An 18,963-nucleotide genomic window follows, 5' to 3' on the forward strand; every position below is an offset into this window, starting at 1 on the left:
TGCTACGGGACGTCCCGTTCCATCTCCACCGCAGAGAGGCGGACGCCCGGAACGAACTCGATCTCGGCGATGCCGATGCGGCGGAATCCAGCCGAGGCGTAGAATTTTTCCGCCTGAAGGGTGGAGCGGCTTTTCATCGTATGGGCGCCGGCCGCGGCCGCCTCGGAGAGGCAGCGGTCGAGAAGCTGCCGCGCAATGCCCTTGCGCAGATGAGCCGGATGGGTCGCGAAATGGCGGATATGCGCGATCCCCTCGTCGATTTCGCCCGTGCCCGGCGTCTCGAACGTCCATCCGCCGCAGCCGGCAGGTTCGCCGTTCGCCTCGGCGACGAAATAGGTGCCGCTCGCAAGCAGCTTCGGGTTCGCGCGCGACATGACGGGGAGAGCCTTAGCAAGCTTCTCCGGCTCGTAGGAGCCGTCGGCGAGCATGGCGTAGGAAGCAGCGATGAGGTCCGACAGCACATGGAGGTCGTCGGGCGTGGCGACGCGGATGGCGATATCGGCCATGGCGGGCATCTCCTCCTCGAAAGTCGCCCAGCAGCATAGCTGGCTGCGATGCTGACGCTACCCAATTCCTTCGTTCCCGGTTAAACCCTCCTCATGTCCAAGCGAATCGCCGGTCCCGAGATCGAACGCCTGATACAGCTCCTGGCCAAGGTGCCGGGGCTGGGGCCACGCTCGGCCCGGCGGGCGGCGCTGCATCTCATCAAGAAGAAGGAACAGCTCTTCGAGCCGCTTTCGGCGGCGATGAACGAGGCGCTGGAGAAGGTGCGGGTGTGCTCGGTCTGCGGCAATGTCGACACCGCCGACCCCTGCTCCATCTGCACCGACCCGCGGCGCGATGCGGGGACGCTGATCGTGGTGGAGGACGTGGCGGATCTGTGGGCGCTGGAGCGTGCGGCGGCGATGAATGTGCGCTACCACGTGCTGGGCGGCACGCTGTCGCCGCTCGATGGCGTGGGGCCGGAGGATCTCAACATCGCCGGGCTTATAAACCGCGTGGCCGAGGGCGGCGTTGGCGAGATCATTATCGCCGTCAATGCCACCGTGGAGGGGCAGACGACGGCGCATTACATTACCGACCAGATGGCCGATATGGGGGTGAAGGTGACGCGGCTGGCGCATGGCGTGCCGGTGGGCGGGGAGCTCGACTATCTCGACGAGGGCACGCTTGCCGCGGCGCTGAAATCGCGTACGGTGTTTTGACGCTGAAGATGCGGGAGGAGGGAATGAGAAGTCTCACGCCAATCCTGGCTGCCATCCTGCTCATATTTTCATCCCTCATCGCCCCCTCCCCTGCCATCGCACAGAACGTCTCCAACCTCTTCGCCCAATGGCTTCAAGCTGATCTGTGGCCGGAGGCGCGGGCGCGTGGGATTTCGCCGGCCACCTTCAATGCCGCCTTTGCCGGTGTAACGCCGAACCTGAAGCTGCCGGACCTGGTGATGCCTGGCGAGAGCGCGCCGCGGGGGACCGGGCAGCACCAGGCCGAGTTTCGTGCACCCTCGGCCTATTTCGACCATATCGGCGGCGTGGTTTCGGGGGGCCGAAGGCTGGCCGCGCAGCATGCGGCGACGCTTTCCGCGATCGAGAAGCGCTACGGTGTGCCGCGCGGCATCGTGCTGGCGATCTGGGGGCGCGAGTCCGGCTTCGGTAGCGCCAAGATTCCCTACAACGCCTTCGAGGTGTTGGGGACCAAGGCTTTTCTGGCCACGCGTAAGGAGATGTTCCGCGAGGAGGTGCTGGCGGCGCTGGAGATGGTGGAGAAGCGGGGTGTGGGGCCTGAGACCATGCGCTCCTCCTGGGCGGGCGCCATGGGGCAGCCGCAGTTTCTGCCCACCTCGTACCTGAAATACGCCGACGACGGCGACGGCGACGGGCGGGCCGACATCTGGAATTCGGTGCCCGACACGCTCGCCTCCATCGCCAATTACCTGGCAAGCCACGGCTGGGTGCGCGGGCGCGACTGGGGGTTCGAGGTGACGGTGCCGGCAAATGTCTCCTGCGCCGAGGAGGGGCCGGACCGGGGGCGGCGCATCGCCGAGTGGGCGGCGATGGGGATTGCGCGGGTGGGCGGCAAGGCCTTTCCCGCGCACGAGATGCAAGGCGAGGGCTATCTGATGATGCCAGCGGGGCGGCTCGGGCCGGCCTTTATCGTCACGCCGAATTTTTACCGGCTGAAGGATTACAACGAGAGCGATCTCTATGCGCTCTTCGTCGGTCATGCGGGCGACCGCATCATGTATGGGGATATCTCCTTTGCCGCCGGGTGGAGCCGCGTCGACGGGCTCAGCCGGGCCGATATCGCGGCCATGCAGCGGGCGCTGGAGGCCCGGGGCCACGATGTCGGCGGTGCCGACGGGCTTGCCGGCTTCAAGACGCGGCGCTCCATCGGCCGGTGGCAGGAGAAGGCGGGGCGGGTGGCCACCTGCTTTCCCGATAGAGACCTGGCGCGGCAACTGAGGTAAGCTGCCGGCCGCCGGGTGGGGCGCCGCGTGCGGTTGGGGTTTTTCATGCAGTATCCAGAAGGAGGGTGTTCCGTGACTTACTTCAAACCGCTCGCAGGCCTTGGCGTCATCGCCTTTGCCGGTCTCATCCTGTCCGCCTGTACCGTCGTCGTCGAAGAGGAGCGCCCGCGCCCGCCGCGCCCGCAGATCTGCACCCAGGAATACGCCCCCGTCTGTGCCCGGCGCGGAGAGCGGCTGCGCACCTTCTCCAACGCCTGCTTCGCGGAGGCCGAGGGCTTCCGGCCGGTGCACCGGGGCGAATGCCGGCCCCAGTCGAGCCGTCCTGACCGGCCGCAGTTCTGCACAAGGGAATATGCGCCCGTCTGTGCCCGGCGCGGCAACCGCATTCGCACCTTCGGCAACGCCTGCGAGGCCGAGGCCGCCGACTACCGCATCCTGCGGCGCGGCGAATGCTGAGGTGAACCCGGCGGGGCGGGTCATCGATCCTCCCCGTCGCCCTCCTCCGGGCGGTTTTCCGCCGCGCCGCCCTTAACCGCGTGCCTGAGCTCATCGCGCAGCGGCTCGATGACCTCCGCGTCGAGCGGCACGCAGGGCGGGATCAGGGGTTTTAAGGGGAAGGTCCAGTCGTCCTCCGGGCGGCGGCCGCAGCATCTGCCGCTGCGGCGGCACTTGCCGATGCGGCAGGTGCGGTGGAAACCGTGGTGCGTGCAGAGCGCCTGGAAGAGGAGCAGATAGATGCCGAGCATTTCGCAATACTCGGCGCGGCCGCGATCGAAGATCGCCTGCTGCTCCTCGGTGCGCCAGGTGACAGGCTCCATCGGCGGCACCTTGAAGCGGGGATACCAGCTCTTGGCGTCTTCGCCCGGGTTTTTGCTGTCGGGGTTTTCGGGTTCGTCCATCGCGGGTTCCTTTCCTTGCCGGGTTTTCGGGAGATGCGGGCACGCGCTTTTCCTTCCCGCCGGTGGGCCGGCGGGTGCGCTTCAGTTCGGGGAGACGGGCGGCCTTTGTGTCGCTCGTCTAGTTTAGTCGCGACCCGCAGGCCGCCCGTCCGGCGATTTCCGTCTCCGCCCGTTCCGCTTCCAGGGAGTGGATTGTGGAAGGCATTGCCTTCCGCGACGGGGGTGGCCCTTCGACCCGCTCGGGGCTGCCACGTTGCCCGTCATTCCTCCGCTCCCCTTTAAAGTGCACCGTCCGGCACGCGCCGCCCGTAGTGGCGGCAGGGGAATCCTTGGGCGGAGCCTCCCCGGGCCGGCCGCCACGTTAGCGACCCGCCGGAGGCGCCGACCCATCCTCGCGAGATCACCGTCGCGACCTGCGTCCCCGCGGGATGGGCGGGCTTAGGATAGTGCTGGATTAGAGAGGGGGGATAAAATTGGGGCGAAAAAGTTTGGAAGTGGTGGAGGATCAACGGGTTGGGGAGAAGTGGGGGTGGATTTTATCCACGTGGTTTTCCAAGCGATCGGAGGGACAGACGGTGAAGTCTCTTGAGCAGAGGCCCACGACTCACCTTAGCTTCAGATCAGAATTACTTGTCGCGCTAAGGAGCTAGTCTCCACGCGCGAAGCAGGTTTTCAACAGAAACTAGGCAGATAAGGATTCTTATATCGCTCTCGATAAGTCTTTGAATTATATTTTTTTATTCTCCTTATATGTGCCTCCAAGGTTATCACTCTGGAGGAAAGAGGAAAGCGACAGATTCTCCGCTCTTGAAAACTGAGCGCCATAATTCCATATTTTCTGCCATGTCTGGCGGAGGGATACTATGGATAATGGCGAGGTTTATTTGCGCGCGATGATGTCACTTGTTGCAAGGCAGACGTTCACCCCTGAACGCCTTGCTGAGGTTGTGGCCCCGCAATCAAATCTGAAGTCATTAGAGGCTTTCAATTTGTGCGATGGTACTAACACACAAAAGGAGATTGCCACCAAGCTCGGCATCGATGCCGGCCAATTTAGTCGAATGATAAAACGATGGATTGAGGAAGGTATTTTGATTCGGGTTACACAAGAAGGTAATGTGAAGCCCGTGCATGTATACCCGATCCCAGATCGCCTCCTCCAAAATGCAAGGAAAAAAGGTAGCGATTAAGATGGATGAGGAGACGCTTGCACAGAAGATTGACACGCTAATCCGCATTCAAGCCCATTTAGCCGTGGCGGGGTTTGAATCGCAGAAGGACAAAATTCTGTTTCTGGGACGTGTCGGGCTGTCGTCTAAGGATATAGCGGAGATTCTCGGCACAACGCCTAACACTGTCAGTGTAGCGCTCTCTAACGCTAGGAAGACCGGGAACTTAAAGCCTTCGCTGGGAAGGACGCCCAAGAAGAAAACGGAAGGCGATGACAAAGAATGATCTAGCAAGCGCCGAGTCAGATGCAGTTAGGAGACTGCTGTTCCTTGGTCTCATCATCGATGGTCCCACCCAAGATCGAGAACGAGCCACTCTACGGATGCGCCAAACCAGCCTTAGTAGAATGTTTCCCAAGGGCCTCTTAGCGGGGATGATCCGCTTCGGAAATCGTTTGGAGGCGAGTGAGAGCGATGGAGAATAAACTTCTCAAGGAACTCGTGGACGAAACACGAGCTGTAAAAAAGCTCTTGATCCTACAGCTTCTCCGCAACGATGTTCCGCAGCGGCAGATAGCATCCATGCTGGAGATCAGCGAAGCTACTATGAGCCGGATGATTCCAAGGGGAACGATGGTGAGAAAACCTCGATCCGCGACCAGCAAGATCGTCGGTAGGGAAGAGGGACACGAACATGAATGAGGACAAAGACATACTCAAGATTGCAGCAGAGCTTGACGGCCTGAAGAAGCTAATGATCCTCCACTTGATCAGTAAAGGCTTTCGCCAAAGCCAAATTGCTGCCACTTTGGGAATCGCTGAATCGACACTTAGTGTGATGTTCCCAAAAGGTCTGTTGAAAGAAGCCAAGAAGCTAAATTAGATGCATAAGCCTGTTTCAGTTATCGACGATCACGCGAACGTAGAAGAAACACTTCAAAGTATGGCTCGCGTACTCGGAACTGATAAAGTTCGCCGAGCTGTCTTTAATGCTGTTTATGGAAGGCATCGAAAGCCTGCGCATATAGGCAGGATTATGGAAATCGCAGGCATTGATGGCAATCAGAAGCAGCAAGTCCGAAACGCGCTTAGCGTGCTTAGTTCGAATAAGGTGATAGTAAAATCCCCGCCCGACTCCAAGCGGGACAGCAAACTAAATCACTATGAAAAGTCAGAATGGGTGAACGCGCGAAAGAAGAAAATTTTGGATCTTGCAGATAACAAAGAGAAAAGAGAGACGCTTCCAACCAAGAGGAAGAGGAATTCGTCACCTGAGGCCGATATGGTAACCAAGATTACCTACGTAGGTGCTCGCATTAGGGTGTCAGAAATTACAATTGATGATATTGATTCATTCAAGAGCGTCAACCGGATCGAGCCAAGATCATCCTCCTTAAAAGGTATAAGTGAAGATGAATTTAAAAAGGGGATCCAGTCGATTATAGGGGAAGAAGCTATTTTCAAGGATTGGGGTGGAGAGAAAAGTGACCTTCTATCCACACGGGTTCGTTTGAATGGTAAGCGCATCGGAGCTGCCTTCGCATTTAAAGGCCCAGGGCAGGCCGGTGCTTTAACTCCTGCTCGGATGGGTAAGAATGGAGATCAGGCACTCAGGCTTTTTGAAGAAATAGCAAACCTGTATGTCATACAGCACTGGCGGGAAATAGCTCAGAGTGTACGCGTACTGATTCACAGTCTCGCCGTAACTCATTCAGTTATGAGAAACACAGAAATTCATTTTTGCCTTATTGACGGCCAGGATTCCCTACGCATAGTAGACGCCTACAGATCACACTTTGGATTTCCTGCTACGGCCTAGCTGGAATCTGTAGGTTTTTTCTTCATGTGGCATCTTCCGTGCGATGCGTCGGCGGACAATGCTTGTGTTCGCCAAGAGAGGTATGACGGCAACTCTTCGGACTTCGGAGCTTGCAATAGACTCACCGAACTGGTTTTCTCGACGCCTTCACGCCAAAAGCCCCTCAATCCCCCATCTTCAACGCCTGAATAAACGCCTCCTGCGGGATCTCCACCTTGCCGAACTGGCGCATGCGCTTCTTGCCTTCCTTCTGCTTCTCCAGAAGCTTGCGCTTTCGTGTCACGTCGCCGCCGTAGCACTTGGCCGTCACGTCCTTCCTCAGGGCCGAAATGGTCTCGCGGGCGATGATCCTGCCGCCGATGGCGGCCTGGATCGGGATCTTGAACATGTGCTGTGGAATGAGCTCCTTCAGCTTCTCGCACATGGTGCGGCCGCGCCGCTCCGCCTGGGAGCGGTGGACGAGCATGGATAGCGCGTCGACCGGCTCGTCATTGACGAGGATCGACATCTTGACGAGGTCGCCCTCGCGGTAGTCGGTCAGGTGATAATCGAAGGAGGCGTAGCCACGGCTGATGGATTTCAGCCTGTCGTAGAAGTCGAACACCACCTCGTTGAGCGGCAGGTCGTAGACCAGCATGGCGCGGGAGCCGGCGTAGGAGAGGTCGGCCTGGACGCCGCGGCGCTCCTGGCAGAGCTTGAGGATGGCGCCCAGGTGCTCGTCGGGGGTGAGGATGGTGGCGCGGATCCACGGTTCTTCAATGGAGGTGATCTTCATCACGTCCGGCATGTCGGCGGGGTTGTGGAGCTCGATGGTCGTGCCGTCGATGAGGTTCATGCGGTAGACGACGCTGGGCGCGGTGGCGATGAGATCCAGGTCGAACTCGCGGGACAGGCGCTCCTGGATGATTTCGAGGTGGAGGAGGCCGAGGAAGCCGCAGCGGAAGCCGAAGCCGAGGGCGGCCGAGGTTTCCATCTCGTAGGAGAAGGAGGCGTCGTTGAGGCGCAGCCTGCCGACGGCGGCGCGCAGGCCCTCGAAATCGGCGGCGTCTACGGGGAAGAGGCCGCAGAAGACGACGGGCTGTGCGGGCTTGAAGCCGGGGAGCGCCTTTTCGGTGGGGCGCTTGTCCTCGGTGATGGTGTCGCCGACGCGGGTGTCGGCCACTTCCTTGATGGAAGCGGTGATGAAGCCGATCTCGCCGGGGCCGAGACCCTCGACCATGACCATCTTGGGCGTGATGGCGCCGACGCGGTCGATCTGGTACTTGGCGCCCGTGCCCATCATGCGCACGGTCTGGCCCTTCTTCATGACGCCGTCGATGATGCGTACGAGCACGATGACGCCGAGATAGGCGTCGTACCACGAGTCGACGAGGAGGGCCTTCAAGGGGGCTGTGGCGTCGCCTTCCTTCGGCGGCGGGAGGCGGGTGACGATGGCTTCGAGCACCTCGTCGACGCCGAGGCCGGTCTTGGCGGAGATCATCAGGGCGTCGGAGGCGTCGAGGCCGATGACGTCCTCTATCTGCTCCTTGATGCGCTCGGGCTCGGCGGCGGGAAGGTCCACCTTGTTGAGGACGGGGACGATCTCGTGGTCGTTGTCGAGCGCCTGGTAGACGTTGGCCAGCGTCTGGGCCTCGACGCCCTGGGAGGCGTCGACGACGAGGAGGGAGCCTTCGCAGGCGGCGAGCGAGCGGGAGACCTCGTAGGCGAAGTCGACGTGGCCGGGGGTGTCGATGAGGTTAAGAACGTAGTGCTGGCCGTCCTTCGCGTCGTATTCGAGGCGGACGGTGTTGGCCTTGATGGTGATGCCGCGCTCGCGCTCGATGTCCATGGCGTCGAGCACCTGCTCCTTCATCTCGCGCTCTTCGAGCGAGCCGGTCATCTGGATGAGCCGGTCGGCGAGCGTCGACTTGCCATGGTCGATGTGGGCGACGATGGAGAAGTTGCGGATACGGGAAATGGGCGTGTTCGTCATGAAGGCGCGTATAGAGCATATGCGGCGGCGAAGGGAAGGTATGATTTGCACCCGCGGTGGCGGGTGAAAGGTGCAACCGCTCTCAACCCAGCATAGGCGCTTAACCGAAACTTCACGTAATGCGCACATTTTCCGGCCGGCGGCCCGTGCCAGGGGGACGGCGTCGGGTCGCGCATTGGGGGTTATCGATGCTCGATCTATTCGGCCTCAGTGCCGGCGGTGGCGTGCAGCTGAACTCGGCCGAGAGCCTCGTCTATATGGCGATGGCGGCGGGTGCGCTGGCGATATTGTGTCTGCTGGCGGTGGAGATCCGGCGCCTCAGGCGGCATGGGCCGGCGGCCGAGGACGGCGATCCCTCGCAAACGATCGACAAGGCGGTGCGCGGCCTGCGCCTGCGCTATTTCATCGTGATGGGGACGCTGATCGTCCCGGCGGTGGCCTTCATCGTGTCGGCGCACTACGTCAATGCGCGGTTTTCCAACGCCACCGCGATGGCGGTGCTGGTGGCCGAAGCTTCCGAGACGGCGGAACGGGCCTCGCGCACGGCCATCGCCATGGCCGGCGAGCGCGGCGACGACGTCGCGTGGGCGGAGAAGGCGCTCGAGGTGAGCGCCGACCAGATCGACCGCGTGATCGGCCGGATGACGGTGCTGTGGGGGGATCTCGACGGCAGGCTCAAGGCCAAGCTCATGGCGCCGACGCCATACGGCGACATGGAGCCGGTCGCGCTGCTGCGGCAATTCCACGACCAGCTTACCGCCGCCGCCTCGGGCGGGGCGGCGGAGCGCGCCTCGGCGGGCAAGCTTCTGGACGGGACGATCGGATACCTGGTGCAGCCGGCGCTGGGAGAGGTGGCTGAGAGGCTGCGCGCGTTCAACCGCCGGCTGGCCGACCAGGTGAAGGTGACCATCAATGCGATCGCGGTGGCGCTGGCGGCATTTGCCGCGGCGATCCTCGTTTTCATCTTCCTGCCGATGGACCGCTCCATCCGCCACGCACTGGCGCGGCTGAAGACGGCGATCGAGGGGGCGAAGGCGGCGGACAAGGCGAAATCGGAATTTTTGGCCAATATGAGCCATGAAATCAGGACGCCGATGAACGGCGTGCTCGGCATGGCGGAACTGATGGCGGCGACCGAGCTCGACGCGCGGCAGCGCACCTATAACGACGTGATCATGAAGTCGGGAGACCAGCTCCTGACCATCATCAACGACATCCTGGACTATTCCAAGATCGAGGCGGGCCACGCCAAGATCGAGGCAGCACCCTTCGATCTGGCCGAGGCGGTGGAGGATGTGGCCACGCTGGTGGCCGCGCGTGCCTCGGAGAAGAAGCTGGAGCTGATCGTGCGCATCGACCCCGAGCTGCCGGGCCGGGTGGTGGGGGATGTCGGACGCATCCGCCAGGTGCTGACCAATCTTGCCGGCAACGCGGTGAAGTTCACCGAGCGGGGACATGTGCTGGTCGAAGTGTCACGCGAGGGCGGGGAAGTGCTGTTTTCGGTGAGCGATACGGGGATCGGCATTCCTCAGGACAAGATCGCCAGCATGTTCGAAAAATTCAGCCAGGCCGACACCTCCTCGACCCGGCGCCACGAGGGCACGGGACTGGGGCTTGCCATCGCCGCCAGGCTGGTGGAGCTGATGGGCGGGACGATCGGCGTGGAAAGCCGGATGGGGGAGGGTTCGAGATTTCATTTCCGCGTTGCCCTTCCAGCGTATGAGGGGCCGCGCGAAGAGGTGGAGCCGGAGACGGCGGCCGCCGAGGGCGGGCGCATCCTCATCGTCGATGATAACGGGATCAACCGGCGCATACTGACCGAGCAGACGCGCAACTGGGGCTTCGATTCCTGCGCGGTGGAGAGCGGTGAGATGGCGCTTGCCTTCCTGGCCGAGGCGGAGCGGATGGGAGCGGCGGTCGACCTCGTCATCCTCGACTATCAGATGCCGGGGATGAACGGAGCGGAGATGCTGCAGCGGCTGCGGCGGACGGGAACGCGCACGGGCGTTATCCTGCTGACCTCGGTGGACGACATGCTGGCGCTGCGCGAACTGAAGGCCGCAGGTGCACAGGCGATCCTGACGAAGCCCGCGCGTTCGGCCCTGTTGCGCGAGACGATATCTGAAGTGCTTGCCAAGGCGCGGCGAACGGCGCGGGCGGAACAGCCGGTGCCGGAGGTCGAGAGTGCAGTACCGGCGGTGCAGACAGAGGCCGTGCCGAGCGGGGAGATCGATATTCTGGTGGCCGAGGACAACGAAGTGAACCAGCTCGTCCTGCGCCAGATCCTGGACGGCACGGGGCGGCGCTATGTGGTCGCGGAGGATGGGCGCGAGGCACTGGCGCTGTGGCGCAGCCGCCGTCCGGCGCTGATCCTCATGGACGTTTCCATGCCGGAGATGAACGGGCTCGAGGTGACGGAAGCGATCCGCCGGGCGGAAGCGGAACAAGGGTTGCAACGCACGCCTATCGTCGGGCTGACGGCACACGCGCTGGAGGGCGACCGGGAGCGCTGCCTGGAGGCGGGCATGGACGACTATATGACGAAGCCGGTCTCGCCGGCGCGGCTGGAGGCCAAGGTGGACGAGTGGCTGCCGGCGACGGATGTGGCCTGGCGAGCGGGATAAAGGCGCACCCTCCCCTGGGGCTTAGGGTTATTGCATACGGACGGAGTCTTCGTTTGGCTTCGCCCGCCCCCCACCCTCAACCCTCCCCTCCGGCCTTATGTAGCAAAAGCACCAAGTCTCAGTGGAGGCGCTGAGATGGTGACTCCACGAAGCATGCTGGCGCGGGCATTCTCCGGCTATGACGGTGATCAAACGCTTTTGGGACGCGCTCGCATTCGGCGGACTCTTGATAGGGCTGATCTACATCCCAGCCGATCTCTATGGTCTTCCGGATGCCTACCCCTGGCTTCGAACGGTCGCGACCATGGTTGACCGTAGCGATCTCATTCTGGCCTTCGCTATCCTAGCGGTAGCGTACATCATCTGGATGGACGCTCGGCCCTTTCTTTCTCGGTTCAAAGAAAACAGGACAAGGAAGCGCCTAAGCACGCTGGGGCAGGAGTGCATCAACCTGAGCCGCGAAATTCTCAGCGCGGATAAGCGGCAAAACAAATACGAGCACCACCGTGCGCTCTTGCAGCCGATTTTTTGGGAGCTGCACAAATCCGGCATCAGGTTCCCAACATACGATGATTCTCTAACTGATGCGGCGAACGCTAACGCAGCCGCAAAGTTCTTGGCATCGACGGGACAGTTTCTAAAGAATGGTCGCCTCGAAGAGGCGCGGGAGTTCGCGCAAGAGCGGGCTATAGCCGAAGTTCGGAAGCGCCGATTGCCGAAAGGCACTGGAGAAGAAGGGCCGCACTCTCTCTTTCGTCCCCCTCCCCTTGAGGGGAGGGTTAGGGGTGGGGGTCAACAGGCCGTATGAAAACCATGGGCGATAGCCCTGCCCTGAGTGCCGGGCAGGGGCCGCCCCTGCCCATTGCTGTCACGCCGGCCTTACTTGTCGTGCTGCCAGGCCGTGGGATCGATATCCAGATCCGGGAACTTCTCGGGCGCCAGCACCGGCCGCTCGATGCCGGCTTTCAACTGCGCGCGGAAATCGCGCAGGATGCGCAAGGCGACGGGGAAGAGCATCATGATCGCCACAAGGTTCACCAGCGCCAGGATGCCCATCAACGGGTCCGAGAAGAAGAACACCGCGGTTGCCCCCGGCGCCGTCGCCCCGAGGAATACGATTCCCATGACCGCTATACGCAGCACGTGCACCGATATCGGGCTACCGGTCATCACGGCGATGGCGTTTTCGCCCAGATAATAGTTGTACATGATCGAGCTGAAGGCGAAGAGCAGGAGCGCGAAGGTCAGGAAATACTGCGACCATTCCCCCATGTGCGAGACGAGCGACTGCTGTGTCAGCACCACACCGTCGATATCGCTAACTCCCGGCTGGTAGACGTCGCTGAGCAGGATGATGAATGCGGTGCACGAGCAGATGAGGATCGTGTCGATAAAGACCGAGAAGGACTGGGTGATGCCCTGGCTGATTGGGTGGCGCACATGCGCGGTCGCCGCCACGTTGGGTGCCGAGCCCAGCCCTGCCTCGTTCGAGAAGAGGCCGCGCCGCAGGCCCTGGGCGATCGCCGCCCCCATGCCGCCGCCGACGACCTCTTCGAACCCGAAAGCGTTGGTGATGATCGTCCACAAGACGCCGGGGATCGCGGTGATGTTGAGCACGATGATGATGAGGGCCATCGCGATGTAGCCGAGCGCCATGATCGGGACGATGACATCGGCCGCTTTAGCAATGCGCCGGATACCGCCATAGACAATAAAGCCGGTAATCGCGGTGAGTAGTATTGCGGTCCAGATCCGGTCGATCCCGAGGCTATCCTGGGCTGCGCCGGCGAAGGTGTTGCCCTGGAAAGCGTTGAAACCCAACGCGAAAGCGGCGATCAGACAGATCGCGTAAAGCACGGCAAGCCAGCGGTACTCCTTGCCCAGCCCGAACAATATGTAGCTTGCCGGGCCGCCGCGATAAGTCCCGTCCCCTACCGAACGCTTGAAAAGCTGCGCCAGCGAGGATTCGACAAGGCTGGTGGCCATGCCCACGAGGGCAATCGCCCACATCCAAAACACAGCGCCGGGCCCGCCCAAAGTAATCGCTACCGCCACGCCGGCGATATTGCCTCCGCCAACGCGTCCCCCGACCGACACAAGCAGCGCAGCGCGGGCGCTGATCGCGTTGGGATCGGCGCTCTGGTTCTTCCCCGACAGAACCCGGAACATCCGTCCGAAATATTCAAACTGGACGAAGCCGGTCATCAACGTGATGAACACGCCGAAGACCACCAGAATGGGAACAAGCGCCCAGCCCCACGTCAAACTGTCGATCAGACCGAAGAAGGCTCTGATAATGTCCATTCGTTAGTCCCTCCTATAATGCTGTAATGCTTCAATAAATTCAGTATCTCACTATTTCCCGCAGCGCACCAACGACGTTGCGGCGGTTGAGCCGGCCCCCGTCGGCGAAGCACGGGCCGCGCGCAGTGAACAGCGGTGGACGGAAAGGACAAACGCTTCCCAGGCGGCGGCCGAAGAAGGCATGGAAGGCGAACCGTGACGGTGAGAGCGTGCGTCGCGTGGTCCTCCGTTCAGCCGGCTTCCTCTCCGGCGTGAAGCCTGGCCTCGGCTTCCTTCTCGGCCCATTGCAGCGACTTGTAGTCGAAGCCGAAGACAAGCGTCGGCTTGACGATCTGGAAATAGGGCGAGAGGTCGAAATCGCGCGGCGTGAAGAGCGAATGGTGGCGGATTTGCAGGATTTCCTGCCTCGAATAGGTGGATTCGGCGGACGCCTGGCCCGGCACATGGGCGACCTTGGGCAGGATGGGATAGGCGACGGACTGGAACGCCTGGGCGATCAGCGAGGAGCAGATGGCGCGGGTGGGGTCGCCCGAGCCGAGCGCAATCAGCCGGCGGCGCCAGCGCACGGGAACCGGCGGCGTGGGCAGGAAATAGCGCATCAGATCGAGGATGTTGCGCATGTCGTATTTCAGGCCCAGCCGCTCCATCATGAAGGTGATGATGGCGTTGCGATCATCCGGTGTCAGCCCGCTGGGGCGGCAGATGCGGGTGTTGTAGGTCCGGTATTTGGACAAGGGCACGGCCACGCAGCCCTCACCCAGATTGACCTCGATGAGGCGCGGGCGCTCACCCCCGTCGGCAGGCTCCGGCAGGGCATCGCCGACGAAGAGCGCGGAATGACTCCAGGTGGACTGGGTGAGGTATTTGATTGCCGCGGAGACACGCCGGTCTCCCTCGACCAGCAGGATGTCGCCAGGCTGCAGGGTGCGGTGGAGGATTTCCGGGTCGGAGGGTGTGTAGGGCTGGTAGCCGGACGACTCCCGCTGCAGGCGCCTTGCCAGAAAATGCCCGAGACGGTCGAGGGCGCTGTTGGTGATGTCGCTCATGCGCTGGCCAGTCGCTGTGCCGTACTGCGGGAATCACGTTGCCGCCGCAGCTTTCCGCACCGTCGGCGGTCTGGCAAGCCCTGGGGGTGGATTCGATGGCTGGGGGTGGATGCGCCCCGTCGCGCCCTCCTCTGTCCTGCCGGACATCTCCCAAAAAGGGGGAGATCAGGCATCCATGTCTGCTTTCGCCAAACGGCAATACTGGAAAGTGAGGTGTCGACGTCTCTGCCAGCCAATCCCCCCCTTCGCGGGGGAGACGTCCGGCAGGACAGAGGGGCACGCGCCCAAGCGCCTGCCTCCCGACCCTAATCCTGATCTTCGGCGGAGCCGGCGTTGAGCTGGCCGTATTTGGCCTCGCCGATGGCTTCGAGAAGCTGAAGCTGGGTTTCGAGGAAATCGATGTGGCCTTCCTCATCAGCCAGAAGCTCCTCGAAGAGCTTCATGGAGATGTAGTCGCCCTGCTTGTTGCAGATCTCGCGCGACTCCTTGTAGGCCTTGCGGGCGTCGTATTCGCCGGCGAGGTCGGCCTCCAGAACTTCCTTGACGTTCTGGCCGATGCGCAGAGGCGCTATCGTCTGCAGGTTGGGGTGGCCTTCGAGGAAGATGATGCGCTCGATCAATTTATCGGCGTGGTGCATTTCCTCGATGGATTCGGCGCGCTCCTTCTGGGCAAGCTTGGTGTAGCCCCAATCCTCCAGGAGGCGGTAATGAACCCAGTATTGGTTAACGGCGCCGAGTTCGAGGAACAGGGCCTCGTTAAGCCGCTCGATGACCTTTTTGTCGCCTTTCACTGAATTTGCTCCCGAATTTCTCGCGCAAGGCGCGCACACGATCTAGATGTGTCACAATCTCCGCGTCACCACCATCGGCGTTGCGGTGATAATCCTCGGTTACCCGAATGATCGTTTCCACCACATTTGGAAAGCAGCCGCAACAGCGGCCGCGCTGCGCCATCGCGTGATAGACCTTGGCGGGAACGATGAGCTGCCACGGATCCTCATCGAGCATCGAGACGATGGTCGCCTCGATTTCCTTCTGGGTGATGAGGTTGCAGTGACAGACGAGCATGGCTTCCGCGACTGGTCCTTCAGGAGCAAGCTCCGAAGCGCACGCCTTCGACCGGCCTTGAAATCTTTTGGGGAAAAGCCCGCGGCAGGCGCCATATCAGGGCGGGAGCGGGCCCTTTTCGGCGTCCGACCGGCATGGCGTTCTCCAATGAGACGGGTTCAAGGCCCGGACATCAAAGGAACGCATCCTTCGGATGGTGCACATAAAAACGCGACTGCCGGGATGCTGTCAATATAAACCTGACAAGGAGTGTCATGCTTGAGGAGAAGGTGCGAAAATGTCGCAGGGCCGCGGGAGACTGCCTCACGGCGAAGTGAGTGGGGCGCGAGCGCGCCGGCATTGATTTGCCGGTGCGGGCGGTGCTCAATCGCGCCAACGCTTTGTTTTGTCGCAATTCCGGACGGAAAACCGGTTTCCACTTTTCCTGGAATTGCTCTAATCGGGAAAGGAACCGCTTTGCTGACGCGGATCGTTGCAGCCACGCTTTTCGCCCTCGCGGCCATTTCGGCGCACGCGGAGGATGTCCATCCCTCGGATTGGCAGGAGGTGCTTGAGGAGGCACGCGGCCAGACGGTCTATTTCAACGCCTGGGGCGGGGCGGAGAACATCAACGCCTATATCGAATGGGCGGCGGGCGAGCTTGAGAAGCGCTATGGCGTGCGGCTCGTGCATGTGAAGCTGGAGGATACGGCCAATGCCGTGGCCACCGTGGTGGCCGAGAAGGCGGCGAGCCGCGACACCGGCGGGTCGGTGGACCTTGTGTGGATCAACGGCGAAAACTTTGCCGCAATGAAGCAGCGCGAGCTTCTGTTCTCGCCCGGCTGGGCGGATGCGCTGCCCAACTGGCGCTACGTGGACCACGAGAACAAGCCGACGATCCTGACCGACTTCACCATTCCTGTGGAAGGGATGGCGAGCCCCTGGGGGATGGCGAAGCTGGTGTTTTTCCACGATTCGGCGCGTATGGACGAGAACGCGTTGCCGCGGGACGCCGATGGACTGCTTGAATGGGCAAAGGCGCATCCGGGCCGGTTTTCCTATCCCCAGCCGCCGGACTTCATCGGCTCATCGTTCCTGAAGCAGGTGCTTCTGGAGAAGGTGGAGGACCCTTCCGTGCTGCAGGAGCCGGTGGTGGAGGAGACGTTCGAAGACGTGGTGGAGCCGCTGTTCGCCTACCTTGATGCGCTGCACCCGGTGGCCTGGCGGAGCGGCCGCATCTTCCCGCAGAATTATCCTGCCATGAAGCAGCTTCTGGCCGATGGCGAACTCGATATCATCTTCGCCTTCAACCCGTCGGAGGCTTCGAGTGCGATTGCCAACGGGGAGCTGCCGGGCACCGTGCGTTCCTTCACGTTTCCCGGCGGGACGCTGGCCAACACGCATTTCGTCGCCATTCCCTACAATGCCTCGGCCAAGGCGGGGGCGCTGGTGACGGCGAACTTCCTCATCTCTCCGGAAGCGCAGGCGAAGAAGCAGGACCCGGCGGTGTGGGGAGACCCGACGGTGCTGGCGCTGAACAAGCTGGACGAGGAGGCGCGGGCGCGCTTCGAAGCGATCGAACTGGGCGTGGCGACGCTGGCTCCGGACGAGCTCGGCCCGGCGCTGCCCGAGCCGCATCCGAGCTGGATGGAGCGGCTCGAGGAGGAATGGAAACGGCGCTACACGGCGGAGAATTGAAGGAGGTGCGGGCGGCCCTCTCCCCCCCTTGCGGGAGGGCTATCGCCTATGAGCCTTTTTTGCCGGCTTTGCCGGAGCCCCCACCCCTTACCCCTCCCCTAGGAGAGGGGGATTCCGAGGCGTCGGCGCCCCCCTCCCCCTTGAGCGAAGGGGTAAGGAGTGGGGGTACAATCAAGGACTCAGAACCCATATGCGATAGCCCTCCCCGCAAGGGGGAGGGCAAGGCGCGGCACCTATGCTGACGCGACTCGGGCCGCTTGTCACAATTCTTCTGTTGACGGGCCCTATCGCCTTCGGGCTCGCGGGGACGGTTTTGCCGGCTTTCGGCTTCCTGCCGGTGCTGGGCGGGATGGAGCTTACGCTTCAGCATGTGCATGCGCTTCTCTCGCAGCCGGCTATCCTGACCTCGGCCGCGATCAGCCTGGCGGCGGGGCTGGTGACGGCGCTTTTTTCGCTCGGCGTCGTCGTTCTGTTCGTGGCCGGCTGGGCGGGGACGCAGCTTTTCGGCCGGGTGCAGCATCTCGTTTCACCGCTTCTGTCGCTGCCGCACGCGGCGGCGGCTTTTGCGCTGGCTTTCCTGATTGCGCCGTCGGGGATGGCGGCGCGGCTCATCTCACCGGCACTGACGGGATGGGAGCGGCCGCCGGACCTGCTTGTCGTGCACGACCCGATGGGGCTTTCCATGATGGCGGGGCTCATTGTGAAGGAGATCCCGTTCCTGCTTCTGATGACGCTCGCCGCCCTGCCGCAGGTGCGGCTGAAGGAGACGCGGACGCTGGCCGCTTCCATGGGCTACGGACGGGTGGCGGGTTTCCTGCTCGGTGTGTGGCCGGCGGTTTATCGGCAGATCCGGCTGCCGGTCTTCGCCGTCATCGCCTTTGCCACGTCGGTGGTCGACGTGGCGGTTATCCTGGGACCGACGCGGCCGGCACCGCTGGCCGTGCGGCTGGTGGAATGGATGAACGATCCGGACCTTTCCATGCGCTATCTCGCCTCCGCAGGGGCGCTCTTGCAGCTTACCGTGACGGCGGTCGCGCTCGGTCTGTGGATGGGGCTGGAGCGGATCGGGCGCTTCTTGTGTATCGTCGGGGTAGAGAAGGGCGTGAGGCTGCGGCGCGATGCATTGCTGCGCGGTGCTGCCCTTCTGGCCATGGGGCTTGCGGCGGGCGCTGTGTTCGCGGGGCTTGCCACGCTGGCACTTTGGTCGTTCGCCGGGCTGTGGCAGTTTCCCGACGCGCTGCCGGCGTCCTTCACGCTGAAGAGCTGGATGCGGGCGATGCCGCGCATTGCCTCACCGCTCTATACCACGCTACTGGCGGGCTTGCTTGCCACGCTCATAGCCGGGCTGCTCGCCATATTGTGCCTGATGCGGGAGGAGGAGACGGGGCGCAGGCCGCGGCGGGCCTTGATGCTGCTCTATCTGCCGCTTCTGGTGCCGCAGGTGGCCTTCGTCTTCGGGCTGCAGCTCTTCCTTATCTACGCGGACCTGCTTGCCACGCTGCCGGCGCTGGTGCTGGCGCATCTCGTCTTCGTCATGCCTTACGCCTATCTGTCGCTCAAGGACCCGTGGCACGCCTTCGACCGGCGCTATAACCAGGTGGCAGCCGGGTTCGGCAAGGGGCGGTGGCGGCGCCTGGCGCTGGTGCGTCTGCCGATGATGACACGGGCGGTGCTGACCATGGGGGCGATCGGTTTTGCGGTGTCGGTGGGGCTCTATCTGCCGACGGTGCTGGTAGGCGCGGGAAGGCTGACCACCATCACATCGGAGGCGGTGGCGCTGGCCTCGGGCGGCGACCGGCGCATCATCGGCGTCTATGCCTTCTGGCAGATGCTTTTGCCGATGCTCGGCTTTGGCGTTGCCACCCTCCTGCCGGCGCTGATATTCCGGCGCTTCCGCGGCATGCAGGTTTGAGAGGCG

The 18,963-nt window shown here is 62.4% G+C and carries 19 protein-coding genes; 12 read left to right on the forward strand and 7 right to left on the reverse strand.

The features are described from left to right. Window positions 1–2 precede the first annotated feature (2 nt). Window positions 3–506 carry a GNAT family N-acetyltransferase gene (locus N5A92_RS05095; RefSeq protein ID WP_260900797.1) on the reverse strand — a complete coding sequence of 168 codons (504 nt, stop codon included), beginning with the start codon at window positions 504–506 and terminating at the stop codon, window positions 3–5. 93 nt (window positions 507–599) lie between these two features. Here N5A92_RS05095 and recR point away from each other — a divergent pair, with 93 nt between their 5' ends. The 3 genes from recR (at window position 600) to N5A92_RS05110 (ending at window position 2,923) form a co-directional block, all read left to right on the forward strand. Beyond that, window positions 600–1,205: a recombination mediator RecR gene (gene recR / locus N5A92_RS05100; protein ID WP_260900798.1), complete on the forward strand. Its 606-nt coding sequence runs from the start codon at window positions 600–602 to the stop codon at window positions 1,203–1,205. A gap of 23 nt (window positions 1,206–1,228) precedes the next feature. Next, window positions 1,229–2,467: a lytic murein transglycosylase gene (locus N5A92_RS05105; RefSeq protein ID WP_260900800.1), complete on the forward strand. Its 1,239-nt coding sequence runs from the start codon at window positions 1,229–1,231 to the stop codon at window positions 2,465–2,467. A 72-nt stretch (window positions 2,468–2,539) separates the two neighbouring features. Further along, entirely contained in the window at window positions 2,540–2,923 is a 384-nt protein-coding gene (locus tag N5A92_RS05110) for a Kazal-type serine protease inhibitor domain-containing protein (RefSeq protein ID WP_260900801.1), read from the forward strand. Between the two features lie 20 nt (window positions 2,924–2,943). On the opposite strand, the gene N5A92_RS05115 is transcribed toward N5A92_RS05110, so the two are convergent. Further along, a complete protein-coding gene (locus N5A92_RS05115; protein ID WP_260900803.1) occupies window positions 2,944–3,366 on the reverse strand; it encodes a hypothetical protein in 423 nt (140 codons plus the stop codon). Between the two features lie 863 nt (window positions 3,367–4,229). On the opposite strand from N5A92_RS05115, the gene N5A92_RS05120 reads away from it, so the two are divergent. The 5 genes from N5A92_RS05120 to N5A92_RS05140 all read left to right on the forward strand — a co-directional run bounded on the left by N5A92_RS05120 (window position 4,230) and on the right by N5A92_RS05140 (window position 6,354). After that, the gene (locus tag N5A92_RS05120) at window positions 4,230–4,556 is read left to right on the forward strand and encodes a helix-turn-helix domain-containing protein (protein WP_260900804.1); all 327 of its coding nucleotides are present in this window, start codon (window positions 4,230–4,232) and stop codon (window positions 4,554–4,556) included. Window position 4,557: 1 nt separating this feature from the next. Beyond that, window positions 4,558–4,821: a helix-turn-helix transcriptional regulator gene (locus tag N5A92_RS05125; protein ID WP_260900805.1), complete on the forward strand. Its 264-nt coding sequence runs from the start codon at window positions 4,558–4,560 to the stop codon at window positions 4,819–4,821. A 188-nt stretch (window positions 4,822–5,009) separates the two neighbouring features. Beyond that, window positions 5,010–5,237, forward strand: a complete 228-nt coding sequence (locus tag N5A92_RS05130) for a helix-turn-helix domain-containing protein (protein ID WP_260900807.1) — start codon at window positions 5,010–5,012, stop codon at window positions 5,235–5,237. Further along, the gene (locus tag N5A92_RS05135) at window positions 5,230–5,418 is read left to right on the forward strand and encodes a helix-turn-helix domain-containing protein (protein ID WP_260900809.1); all 189 of its coding nucleotides are present in this window, start codon (window positions 5,230–5,232) and stop codon (window positions 5,416–5,418) included. The genes N5A92_RS05130 and N5A92_RS05135 overlap by 8 nt, the downstream gene beginning before the upstream one ends. After that, the gene (locus N5A92_RS05140) at window positions 5,419–6,354 is read left to right on the forward strand and encodes a hypothetical protein (RefSeq protein ID WP_260900810.1); all 936 of its coding nucleotides are present in this window, start codon (window positions 5,419–5,421) and stop codon (window positions 6,352–6,354) included. Window positions 6,355–6,517: 163 nt separating this feature from the next. On the opposite strand, the gene lepA is transcribed toward N5A92_RS05140, so the two are convergent. After that, window positions 6,518–8,326 (reverse strand): translation elongation factor 4, encoded by a 1,809-nt coding sequence (lepA, locus tag N5A92_RS05145; RefSeq protein ID WP_260900811.1) that lies wholly within the window; start codon window positions 8,324–8,326, stop codon window positions 6,518–6,520. Window positions 8,327–8,514: 188 nt separating this feature from the next. On the opposite strand from lepA, the gene N5A92_RS05150 reads away from it, so the two are divergent. Together N5A92_RS05150 and N5A92_RS05155 are read left to right on the forward strand one after the other, a co-directional pair. Beyond that, on the forward strand, window positions 8,515–10,950 hold the full coding sequence (locus tag N5A92_RS05150; protein ID WP_260900812.1) for a hybrid sensor histidine kinase/response regulator: 2,436 nt from the start codon (window positions 8,515–8,517) through the stop codon (window positions 10,948–10,950). Between the two features lie 178 nt (window positions 10,951–11,128). Beyond that, window positions 11,129–11,758 (forward strand): hypothetical protein, encoded by a 630-nt coding sequence (locus N5A92_RS05155; protein ID WP_260900813.1) that lies wholly within the window; start codon window positions 11,129–11,131, stop codon window positions 11,756–11,758. Window positions 11,759–11,829: 71 nt separating this feature from the next. Here N5A92_RS05155 and N5A92_RS05160 read toward each other — a convergent pair whose 3' ends face one another. The 4 genes from N5A92_RS05160 to N5A92_RS05175 form a co-directional block, all read right to left on the reverse strand. Beyond that, a complete protein-coding gene (locus N5A92_RS05160; RefSeq protein WP_260900814.1) occupies window positions 11,830–13,254 on the reverse strand; it encodes an alanine/glycine:cation symporter family protein in 1,425 nt (474 codons plus the stop codon). Window positions 13,255–13,484: 230 nt separating this feature from the next. Further along, the gene (locus N5A92_RS05165) at window positions 13,485–14,300 is read right to left on the reverse strand and encodes a C40 family peptidase (RefSeq protein ID WP_260900816.1); all 816 of its coding nucleotides are present in this window, start codon (window positions 14,298–14,300) and stop codon (window positions 13,485–13,487) included. Between the two features lie 305 nt (window positions 14,301–14,605). Then, on the reverse strand, window positions 14,606–15,091 hold the full coding sequence (gene bfr, locus N5A92_RS05170) for a bacterioferritin (RefSeq protein ID WP_260900817.1): 486 nt from the start codon (window positions 15,089–15,091) through the stop codon (window positions 14,606–14,608). Then, window positions 15,057–15,368 (reverse strand): (2Fe-2S)-binding protein, encoded by a 312-nt coding sequence (locus tag N5A92_RS05175; RefSeq protein ID WP_260900818.1) that lies wholly within the window; start codon window positions 15,366–15,368, stop codon window positions 15,057–15,059. The genes bfr and N5A92_RS05175 overlap by 35 nt, the downstream gene beginning before the upstream one ends. A gap of 456 nt (window positions 15,369–15,824) precedes the next feature. Here N5A92_RS05175 and N5A92_RS05180 point away from each other — a divergent pair, with 456 nt between their 5' ends. Further along, entirely contained in the window at window positions 15,825–17,045 is a 1,221-nt protein-coding gene (locus N5A92_RS05180; RefSeq protein ID WP_260900819.1) for an ABC transporter substrate-binding protein, read from the forward strand. Window positions 17,046–17,280: 235 nt separating this feature from the next. Then, window positions 17,281–18,957 (forward strand): ABC transporter permease, encoded by a 1,677-nt coding sequence (locus tag N5A92_RS05185; RefSeq protein WP_260900820.1) that lies wholly within the window; start codon window positions 17,281–17,283, stop codon window positions 18,955–18,957. The last annotated feature ends 6 nt before the right edge of the window (window positions 18,958–18,963 follow it).

The organism is Chelativorans salis (genome assembly GCF_025336525.1).
Lineage (GTDB): Bacteria > Pseudomonadota > Alphaproteobacteria > Rhizobiales > Rhizobiaceae > Chelativorans > Chelativorans salis.